Origin of the sequence: Sphingobacterium sp. Ag1 (assembly GCF_000988325.1) — a bacterium.
In the GTDB taxonomy this organism is placed as follows: domain Bacteria; phylum Bacteroidota; class Bacteroidia; order Sphingobacteriales; family Sphingobacteriaceae; genus Sphingobacterium.
The window spans coordinates 55,052-65,830 of the sequence record NZ_LBGU01000016.1; the positions used below are offsets into that span (position 1 = coordinate 55,052).

A 10,779-nucleotide genomic window follows, 5' to 3' on the forward strand; every position below is an offset into this window, starting at 1 on the left:
GCCGGTTTTCTACCTGCTTAATCTAGCGCGAATGCTTCTATCGATAATAAGTAAAACCAAATCATAGACGAGATAGATCAAGGGTAAGGTGAAGATGACCAACAGGATAAAACCACGGGATTTTTCGTCAAAGAGTCCATTGACAAAATAGTTGGCCAGACTGGACCAAAACCAAATGAAGAAGTAGAAAGAGCTTGGAATGACTAGATTCCCGATCAGCAGTGCATATCGGTATTTGCCAGTTTTGTATTTTAGATAAATATACCGGATATGTAGGTATAGCAAAAATAATGATCCGATCAGCGCAAGTACATCTGGACTTATCCAAAGAATTACTTTCGCTAACAAGGAGGTTTTTAAGACAACTTCAATATGAAAACGCTCTTTCTTTTCTACCTGATCAATTCTCCAGTGAACAATGGAATCTGTCTGTAATTTGGCGGTTCCTAGATCCTGTGTAAGTACCTCCATCTTCCCATCGAGGTGCAGATACAGTTCAATCGGGCCAAAGAACGACCAGTATCTGGAGGGGAATAAGAGATAATCAATTTTGTATCTGGTCCGAATATCCCGTCGGTCATAGCCCATATAAGCGCTGTATTGAACCTGAATGCTGTTATCACCTTTGTGAAGCTTCGCGGTAAAATAAAAGGCATCATTCAGCGAAATACGCTTCCATTCATCGCTGTCGTAACTGATCTCATAATAGCCATCCTTTAAACGTAAAAAGGGGAATTTTGAACCGGGTTGATCCATTTTTTTTCCTTCAATTTCGTTCTGATTGACAAGGACGCGATCCAGTCCGTTCATATTTAAAGCAAGGAATACAAGCGGCAATTCAATTGCCTCTTCTGTATGGATGTTATAGACAATGCTGAAGTGACTACGATAGTCCGCATGATCATCCGAAGTGTCCGCCAAAAGACGAATGTCAATACGTTCGCTGGTAACTCTCACTTTCCCTGCGGGAACGAGCTGCCCTGTTATGCTATGGGGGCTCATTGGATTTGCCATGTTGGCAGCGACCATTTGCACGAAGAATAAAAGAATAATTGATAGACCTGTTATTTTGGTTTTCATAACCGTATTTTTCGTAAAAATTCCATTAATCCCCATTTATCCATAATCTAGCGGAATTGAATTGAAAATATGAATTAAATAGAAGAAAAAAAATCCTGATTTAAATTTGCCGCTGCAAACCTTCAAAACCACTGTCAGATAGCCTTCTGCAAGGGAAAGTCGAATCAATGGATAAATATTCGTAAATTTCCAATACGCTTACGAAGAACGGTAAATTAGAAAAAAGTGCTTAATTTAACGCGACGTTTTTGACCAATTACTGCAATCTATGAATTATTCTGATGATATCGAGATCCTTTTAGATCTTAAAAGAGGAAATCGGAAGGCTTTTGATGTACTTTATTTAAAATATTCTCCTATTATTTATAGTCGTCTGTTACAATTTTTAAAAGATTCTCGAGTTGCCGAGGAGCTCCTACAGGATGTATTTTTAAAAATCTGGCTGATGCGATCAGAGATAGATCATTCCAAAGGCTTTAAAACCTTCCTCTTACGAATAACAGATAATCTTGCCATTGATGTCTTTCGTAAAACAATCAAAGACGGTAAAATGAGGACGGAGCTATGGTATCAGTTGAATTCGCACTATGAAGAGTTAGACCAAATACTGGATCAACGTGAACAAAGAAATATCATTGAAGAAACGCTTGCGCAATTAACGCCACGCCAAAGGGAGATATTTGTGAAATGCAAGCTGGAGGATAGGAGTTACAAGGAAGTTGCTGAACAAATGGGCTTATCTGTTTCGACAGTTAGCAATCATTTGGTATTAGCTGTCAAAGAAGTTAAGCTGGCTTTGAAAAAACATTACTCCGATGATAAATTTATGTATTTGATTATCTGTATGTTAAGTTATGTAGCTAGAAAAATATAGAATCTACTAGTGTGTTTATGCTTGTCGTTCGTATATAGCACTGATAAAAGACAAAGATGTACCATAATCAACTATAAAATTGGCAAACAAGACTGCGCTATTAAGTTTATTGGTTAGCTATTTCAATAATACTATTTCGAAAAGCGAATTTAATTGGTTATTGGATCAAATGGGTGCAATGGATGATCATGATTTGGCGGAATTATTCGATCAGGCGAGTGCACTGATTGATCCACCAAGTTTGACAGCAATCCAAAAACTTAAGCTAGAAACTATTCATCAGCAGCTAAATCATGCAATAGATGAAGATGAAAGATATTCGAATTCGGCAATATTGCCACGATCAAAAAAATATCCATTCAGAAAATGGGCAGCGGTTGCTGCGTGTTTTCTCTTTTTTTGTACAATCGCCGGATTATTGCTTAAAAGGAACAGTTTCCAACATACTCGTGAGATTGTTTTAATGGATCCAAATAGAATTTCGCCTGGCAATGAGAAAGCAATAGTTAGAATCGGTGGTCAAGAGATCAGGCTCGACTCTGCTAAAAATGGGCTATTTATCAACGACGTAAACCTGAGCTATGCGGATGGCACGCGTATATCCGCACTTTCCCCCAGCGTGGCTCAAAAGATTGTTATCAGCATTCCAAGAGGCGGACAATATCAGTTAATGCTGTCTGATGGAACGAAAGTTTGGCTCAATTCGGTATCCGAACTTTCCTTTTATCCATTTCTCGACAAGCATACAAGAGAGGTGGAAATAAAAGGAGAAGCATATTTTGAGGTTGCCAAAAATCCGAAGGTTCCATTTCTCGTCCATTTAAATGATGCTGTTGTGAAAGTTTTAGGTACCAAATTCAACGTATCGAATTATTCGGATTCACAACGTACGGTAGCAACTTTAGTAGAAGGGAGGATCAGTTTTAGATCGAGCGCAGGAACAGCAATCTTACAACCTAATCAACAGGCGATTTTTGCCCCTGGTCGGCAGGGCTTGACCGTTAATGATGTCGATGCAGCTTCTTTTATAGCTTGGAAAGAGGGTGTTTTTGATTTTGAAGGAAAGGCATTTGAAGAGAATCTCGAACAGATAGCCCGTTGGTATGACATCGATGTTATCTATTCGGGGCCTTCCCAAGGGCTTGAACTCGGCGGTCGAATGAGCAGAGGTGTTAAGTTAACCAGTTTTATCCAGTACATTGAGCAGAATTTTGACCTTAAATGCCAGTTGACCTCAGATAGAAAATTATTGATTAAACCAAAAAAATAAATGAAAAGAAAAGTATTCCATTCAAATTCCCCTTAGCGGTTGGGTATAATCTTTAATGGAAAAGGGATGCGCTAACATCCCTCTTCATTCGGATTAGCATACCCCAAATTGTCAGACAACAATTATTTATGTATAACCAATCAAAAACCAAGATATGAAAAAAATATCTGATTTTCTATGTCGATTGACATGGATGGATAAAGACTGTAAAGTAACCAAATTTCAGAAAGCCATTATGATTTTAAAAGTAACATTTGCGTTCCTTTTCATTTTCTGCCTTCAAGTCAATGCTACGGTGTTTTCTCAATATATGAGCCTATATTCCAGGTCAATTCGACTGGAGGAAATCTTTAAAAAAATTGAAAAGGAGAGCCATTATGTCGTGATGTATAAAAAGGGAGATATCCGACAATTTGCGCCTATCGAAGTAAACGCAAAGAATCTGCCGCTTTCTGATTTTATGGCTATTATTCTAAAAGATAAAAATCTGAAGTTCGAAATCGAGGACCGGACTATAATGATTAGTGCCACAAACCGAAATCATCCTATTGTAGGTGAAGGACGTGTTTTGGAACAGCGAGTGAAAGGGAAAGTGGTGAATGACAGAGGGGAACCGATTCCCGGAGCAACAATTTCTGTGAAAAATTCGACTAAAAGTATATCGACCAATGCTGAAGGAGAGTTTGAACTAATGAATGTTGATCCCGATGCAATTGTTGTCATTCGCATGCTTGGATATCAAGCCCAAGAAATCCAGGCATCAAAGCTGTCCGGAATGACCATTAAATTATCTGTTGCCATTAGTAACATTGATGAAGTCGTTGTAGTTGGGTATGGAACACAGAAAAAGAATGCGATGACAGCTGCAGTTTCGACACTAAAAGGAGAGGAGGTCACTGAATTGCCTACAACCAATCTAAGCAACAATTTGGGCGGACGGGTACCTGGACTAATCACCAAGCAGGTTTCGGGTGAACCCGGTCGTGATGGTGCAAATATATATATTCGCGGTATCTCCACCATGGGATCCTCGCAACCCTTGTTGATTGTAGATGGTGTTCCACGTGATTTCCAAAAGCTGGATCCCAATACCATCGAGAGTTTTACTGTATTGAAAGACGCTGCAGCAGTTGCCCCTTATGGCGTAGCGGGAGCAAATGGTGTTATTATTGTCACGACAAAGCGGGGAAAGTCTGGGCGAGTATCTACCCGATATAATGGATATATTGGCTTCCAAAATCCCACGATGCTCCCTGATCTGGTTAATGGTTACGAATACGCTCTATTGAAAAACTTGGCAGCGGAAAATGAAGGGACAAAGAAGCCTTATTCAGACGAAGCATTACAAAAATTCAAAGATGGTTCCGATCCGGATCGATACCCCCCAGGGACGCCATGGGACGGGCTCGTGAGTAAAAATGCATTCCTACAGAATCACAGTTTTGAATTTTTGGGTGGGTCCGAAAATATAAGATATTATAGTGCCTTTGGATATCAGTATCAAAAAGGAATGTGGAAAACGGCAAATTCCAAACGGTACAACCTCGCACTGAATGTGGATGCCAAGCTGACAGCGACCACCAATCTTGCGTTTAATATAAATGGCAATATTGTCAACTCCTTAGCTCCTCCTTCTGACCTCTCTGACTGGGGTACACTCCGTATTTTTGAACTTATCAAATATAGCCATGCTGGTACTGGTCCCAACTTCTTTAGCAACGGCATGTATGGGACATATGGTGCAGCTGGAATTTTTGGCTCGGGCTATCGAAAAAATAATTCAACAACATTATTTTCTCAGGTAGCTATCAATCAGAAAATTCCGTTTGTAAAAGGACTGGAATTTAACGGCTTAATCGCTTTCGATCCTACTTTTTTGAATAATAAGGTGTGGAATACACCCCTGCATATGGCTTCAATTGATGTTTCAAAGACACCTTACGTAATATCTGACGGAATTTTTGGAGCGACCAAGGCGACATTGGATCAAAGCATGGGGCAAATGGCTCAGCTAACGTACCAGGCAAATTTAAAATATCAACGAAATTTTGGCAGTCATCATATTGATTTATTAGGAGTCTTTGAAGCTAAGGATAATAAAAGCGCTAATCTGGGAGCTTATCGGAGGAATTACAATTTACTGATTGATGAGATCAATATGGGGAGTTCTAGCAATGCTGACTCGAAAAACTCCGGTAGTTCCAGTGTCGCACGACAGGTTGGTCTTGTGTATAGGGCTTCTTATGACTATAAAAATAAATATATGATAGAAGCCAGTGGCCGATATGACGGACACTATTATTTTGCTCCGAATCGAAGATGGGGATTTTTTCCTTCACTTTCAGCCGGATGGCGTATCTCTCAGGAAGGTTTTATGATCAATACGAAGGATTGGCTTGATAATTTAAAAATTAGAGCTTCCTACGGTGAGGTTGGTGCGCTTGCGGGAAGTCCTTTTCAATACCTTGGTACCTATGCCGTTTCGGGGCCTGGATATGTATTAGGAAACAATGCCGTACAAATTGTCGCAGAAAGGGCCGAACCTAATCCTAATATTACATGGGAACGCGCCAAGAAAACTGACATTGGAATGGAGTTTTCACTATTAAAGGGCATACTGGCTTTTGAGATGGATTATTTCCATGAGAAGAGATCCAACATGCTTGTTTCTCCAACCGCAACAGTACCGCAGGAGTATGGAATAGCATTGAGCCAGGTAAATGCCGGCATTATGGAAAATAGAGGAGTCGAACTGACAGGTAATTTCAGAAAGAACTTGGGGAATGACTGGAAAGTGGGACTTCAAGGCAACTTGACGTTAGCCCAGAATAAGATTTTACAAATTTTCGAAACAGAAAGTACTTATAATAATCCAAATAGAAGGAGAACAGGAAAACCGTTAGGTATGCAGTTCGGTTATAAATCCATAGGCTATTTTCTTCCCGAAGACTTCAATGCAAATGGTGAACTGAGGGCAGGAATCGCTGTGCAGCCGTGGGGTAAAGTTCAGCCAGGTGATATCAGGTATCAAGATGTAAACGGCGATGGTAAAATTGATTTTAATGATGAAAAACCAATTGGCGCGCCCGCGACACCTAAGATTATGTACGGAATTTCACCTTCAATAGCCTATAAGTCATTCTCTATTAACTTACTGTTTCAAGGAGCAGCAAAAGTAAACTACTATTTCTTTCGTGAAGCAGCATGGCCATTTTGGAACGGGATGACGGCAAATAAGGATAATTTTGATTATTGGACCCCTAGTAATTTAGATGCACGCCATCCAAGGCTGACCTCTGCCCCTACAACAAACAATACGCAAATGTCATCGCACTGGATGCAGGATGTAAGTTACTTGAGGTTGAAAAACGTTGTTGTTGCCTGGGATGTTCCTGCATCCGTGTTGCAGAAAGCACACCTCTCTACTTTTCAGATCTACGTTTCCGGTCAGAACTTGATTACTTGGACAAAGGCTAAGAACGTAGATCCCGAAATGGCTTACGATCGCGGCAACAATTATCCACAGCAGAAAGTATATTCTTTAGGAGTCAAATTAGGAATTAATTAATAGATACCAAATTTATACGTCAGTTAGGTTATAGGGCTCCGCTTACTCTTGAAGCGGAGAGAAATTTAAATCATTTATATTCCACGACCGACGGTAGACGTAAAACATTATTTAATGATGAAAAAGAAAATAACACACTATATTATTCCATCAATATTAATGATGATTTTTTATACTTCCTGCAATAGTTTTCTGGAAGTTACGCCCACAGATCAGGTTTCTGACGCCACCTTATGGGTTGATAAAGAGAATGCCGATCTTTTTCTAAACAACATATATGCCAGCATTAATGGCCCCTTTTCAACATTTGATCCTGAGGAAAACTGGTCCGACAATGCGATGAATGGTGTAAATGGACAGTTTTCCCACGCTGTTTATGCGATTTCTGCGTATACTCCAGATAATTCCGTCAACAGATGGGGATACTATGGAGCCATTCGTAAAAGCAATCTGTTTTTGGAACGGATTGATCAAAGTAATTTAGATCCTGCCTGGAAAAGGCTGAGAAGTGCTGAAGCCCGTTTTCTGAGAGCATACTTTTATTCTATTCTCTGGACCAGTCATGGCGGTGTTCCTATTGTCACGAAAGTTCTTAATCAGAATGCACAGGGCGATGCGATCTTTCAAGCCAGAAATACATCAGAGGAGACGTTCAATTTTATTGCGTCCGAATGTGAAGCTGCGGCACAGGATCTTCCATTGTCCGCTGAACTGGGACGGGTGACCAAAGGAGCTGCCCTGACGTTAAAGGCCTGGGCCGAGCTGTTTTGGGCGAGCCCACTCAATAATTCAAATAATGACAAAGAACGATGGAAAAAAGCTGCTCAATCCTACAAACAGGTGATGGATTTAAAGATCTATTCTTTGTTTCCTGATTACAATGAGCAATTTTTTGAAAAAAATAACGGTAACTCAGAATCAATATTTCAAAAGAGATATTTAGGTGGTACAAATCTTGGAAGTAGCAAAGAGGGCTTGCAAGGGCCTGCTTTTGTTAATGGTGCATTACGTTCTTATGGTGGAGTTAACCCTACACAGGAAATGGTAGACTCTTATTTTATGAAAAATGGTCTTCCGATCTCTGATCCCAATTCGGGCTACGATCCTCAACAACCCTTTGCTAACCGTGAAAAGAGGTTCTATCAGTCCATTGTTTATGACGGTGCAACCTGGTTGGGCTCCGTTATGGTGATGAAACAGGGTGTGGGAAGCAAAAATGCCACCGACATCAACAATGTCAATGAAGCAAGCAATACTGGTTATTATCTGCGAAAGGGAATAAATCCCGACTTTACGGTACTAGGGCCCAACCAGTTGAGTAGTGCTAGTTTTACGATCTTTCGTTATGCAGAGGTACTTCTTGGTTATGCCGAAGCCTTAAATGAACAACAAGGTCCTTCGCCTGAGATTTACGATGCCATTGATCAGATTCGCTTAAGGAGTGATCTTCCTAAGCTAGCAAAAAACAAAAGCCAGGCGGAACTACGCACAGCAATTTTACAGGAGCGGCGGATCGAACTTGCATTCGAGGAAAAGAGATGGTTAGATTTAATTCGTTTAAAAGAGGCTGAAATTTTACTCAACAAAGACTCTCATGCTATGCTTATCGAAGACAAAAATGGGAAGACAGTTTATACGGTTATCAATGCAGTCAATGGGATCCGAAAATTTGACAATTCCAAAAATTACTTACTGCCTATTCCCCAGTCGGCGATAGATCAGAATGCTAAATTAAAACAAAACCCCAATTACTAACCCAGCCAATACAATGACTATGCAACGACGTAAATTTATAACCAGTACAGCACTCGGAGCTTTCTTTTTGAGTGATATTCAACGGGTGGTCGCTCAAAACCAACACGGAAAAAAAGAAGATCCATTAGATAATCAAGGATTTTACGAAAGTACGTCCAAATTGGCGACAACGGCACCGATTAAGTTTTATGGCAATCGGAAGGAACAAATGTATAAGCAGTTGATTGAATTAAAGGAAAAATACGGTATTGCCAGATTCCTCTTTGTCGGGCCTTTGGAAGAGGTGAGATTTAAAGGCTTTCCAGGTAAGAATGTGTATGCGGAAATTGGCTATCAAATCAAGGAAGCAAAAGAAAAGCTAACTTCAAACGATATTAAAATAGGATGGTGGTGTGCCCCATCCCTACGTTCTGGATTTGACAAACGATTTCAATACATTACTGATCTAGATGGCTCTGTTAGCGATACCAGTCCTTGTCCGTATGATCCTATTTTTAGTGAAGAATTTAGTAATCACATAGCGACTGTAGTGGAGATTGCCAATCCTTATATGATACAATTTGAAGATGATTATGAGTTGAGCCATCAGCCTCCTGCGGTAAAGTTCGGGTGTTTTTGTCCCTTGCATCTAAACGAGTTTTCAAAAAGGCAGGGAAAAGCTTTTACACGCCTGGAATTATTGGAAAAATTTAGGACGGTAGATGCCGAAAGCATTCGGTTGCGGAAAGATTGGGCGGCGTTGAGCCGGGATTCTTTAGTCAGTCTAGCTAAAAAGATCCGGCAAAAGGTTGATCAGGTCAATCCAGAGACCGTGATTTCATTATGCCAGTCTGGCTGTACAGATTTTGACGGTGATTTTACCAAAGAACTTACGGAAGCTTTTGCAGGCCAGACAAAACCAACTGTACGACTTTATGGTAGCAGTTATTCGTCGGATGCACCCCTTGGGTTGCCGGCAGAATTGTTTCATGCTTTGTATAGTATACAGCACCTCCCTAAATCATTTGAATGTTTTCACGAATCGGATACTTATCCGCACTCCCGTTTTTTTATGTCGGCTTCTAAAATCAAGAGTCTAATGACTATTGCCTTTGCATATGGATTCGATCAGACCCTATTTTATCTGACCCAGTATTTGGATAATCTTCTGGAGGAAAGGGGATATGCAGAAATGTACAGAAAAGAAGCCGCGCGTTTTTTGGCATTGAAGGAAGCTAGTCGGGATTCGGAAGTGATCGGCTGTGAAATCATACATTTACCAAATGCGAGTGCTGTAGTGCCCTACCGGGGAGGAAGGCCAGAAATGGGCTTAAATTCATGGGTGAATGCGATGGGAAGATTCGGTATTCCTTACACCACAAAGGGAGGAAAGGTTAAGATGCTGGCTGGGACGGCAGTTATGTCTTTATCCGACTCAGAAATTTTAGCCTTGCTAAAAGGACCACTGGTTCTTGATGGTCTAGCAGCCCATAGCTTGTGCCAGATGGGATATTCAGTGTATTTGGGGGTTGATGTACAAGTCTATAAAAAGGAAATTCACTCCTGTTATGAGGGACTGCGGAATAAGAATATGTACCAAAATATACAGGGAGATCTGCAATATAATTGGATATTTGCCCCTGCAGGAAGTGAAGGGGGACGTTTTTTTGAACTGAAACCCAATGCTGCAGTAGAAGTTGTTACCGATTTTCTGGATGAACATGAGAATCCCATTATGGCAAGTATGATTCGATACGAGAATAGGCTTGGGGGCCGGATTTTAATCAGTGCTTTTGATCTTGCTGGTAACTTTTCATCAACGACATTCAATTATAAAAAGAAGGAGCTTATGCGACAGAATATCGAATGGGTTGGCGGAGAGGAGTTGCCCGTATTTGTTAAAGATGCGCCGAATATTTTTTGTGTGTGTAGCGCGAATACAGCAAAGGATACTTACCTGATAACTTTAACAAACTTGAGCTCGGACCCGACAGAAAATGTCTTGTTGGATATTGCTAGTGATCTGAAAGTAAAGGAAGTTCTCATTTTGGACTATGCCGGAAAATGGAACAGGATAAATGTACAGTTTAGGGGAAGGACGGTACAGATTCCAATTTCACTTGTATTGATGAATCCACAGATCATTAAATTTAAGATATCATAAATACAGTGTCTTTTAAAATACAAAGGGCAAGAACGCTTCATGTAAGGGAGAGCTGTCCATTGCCTTTGCTATAAAAAGGAACGACCTAT

Annotated in this window: 6 protein-coding genes; 5 read left to right on the forward strand and 1 reads right to left on the reverse strand. The window is 40.4% G+C overall.

The genetic code is table 11. The annotated features are described in order from the left end of the window. Positions 1–9: 9 nt before the first annotated feature. On the reverse strand, positions 10–1,080 hold the full coding sequence (locus tag AAW12_RS01600) for a hypothetical protein (RefSeq protein ID WP_156167500.1): 1,071 nt from the start codon (positions 1,078–1,080) through the stop codon (positions 10–12). A gap of 268 nt (positions 1,081–1,348) precedes the next feature. Here AAW12_RS01600 and AAW12_RS01605 point away from each other — a divergent pair, with 268 nt between their 5' ends. The 5 genes from AAW12_RS01605 to AAW12_RS01625 all read left to right on the forward strand — a co-directional run bounded on the left by AAW12_RS01605 (position 1,349) and on the right by AAW12_RS01625 (position 10,690). Continuing rightward, a complete protein-coding gene (locus AAW12_RS01605; RefSeq protein WP_046671877.1) occupies positions 1,349–1,954 on the forward strand; it encodes an RNA polymerase sigma factor in 606 nt (201 codons plus the stop codon). Between the two features lie 79 nt (positions 1,955–2,033). Then, complete coding sequence (locus AAW12_RS25275) at positions 2,034–3,224, forward strand: FecR family protein (RefSeq protein ID WP_156167501.1); 1,191 nt, start codon at positions 2,034–2,036, stop codon at positions 3,222–3,224. Between the two features lie 154 nt (positions 3,225–3,378). Beyond that, complete coding sequence (locus AAW12_RS01615) at positions 3,379–6,792, forward strand: TonB-dependent receptor (protein WP_084823039.1); 3,414 nt, start codon at positions 3,379–3,381, stop codon at positions 6,790–6,792. A 114-nt stretch (positions 6,793–6,906) separates the two neighbouring features. Further along, positions 6,907–8,547, forward strand: a complete 1,641-nt coding sequence (locus AAW12_RS01620; RefSeq protein ID WP_084823040.1) for a RagB/SusD family nutrient uptake outer membrane protein — start codon at positions 6,907–6,909, stop codon at positions 8,545–8,547. Positions 8,548–8,566: 19 nt separating this feature from the next. Further along, entirely contained in the window at positions 8,567–10,690 is a 2,124-nt protein-coding gene (locus AAW12_RS01625; protein WP_046671879.1) for a hypothetical protein, read from the forward strand. Positions 10,691–10,779 lie beyond the last annotated feature (89 nt).

What these genes read in the sequence shown, in the direction of transcription:
- AAW12_RS01600 (WP_156167500.1), bottom strand. Translation starts at nt 1,080, where the DNA reads ATGAAAACCAAAATAACAGGTCTATCAATTATTCTTTTATTCTTCGTG.
- AAW12_RS01605 (WP_046671877.1), top strand. Translation starts at nt 1,349, where the DNA reads ATGAATTATTCTGATGATATCGAGATCCTTTTAGATCTTAAAAGAGGA.
- AAW12_RS01615 (WP_084823039.1), top strand. Translation starts at nt 3,379, where the DNA reads ATGAAAAAAATATCTGATTTTCTATGTCGATTGACATGGATGGATAAA.
- AAW12_RS01620 (WP_084823040.1), top strand. Translation starts at nt 6,907, where the DNA reads ATGATGAAAAAGAAAATAACACACTATATTATTCCATCAATATTAATG.
- AAW12_RS01625 (WP_046671879.1), top strand. Translation starts at nt 8,567, where the DNA reads ATGCAACGACGTAAATTTATAACCAGTACAGCACTCGGAGCTTTCTTT.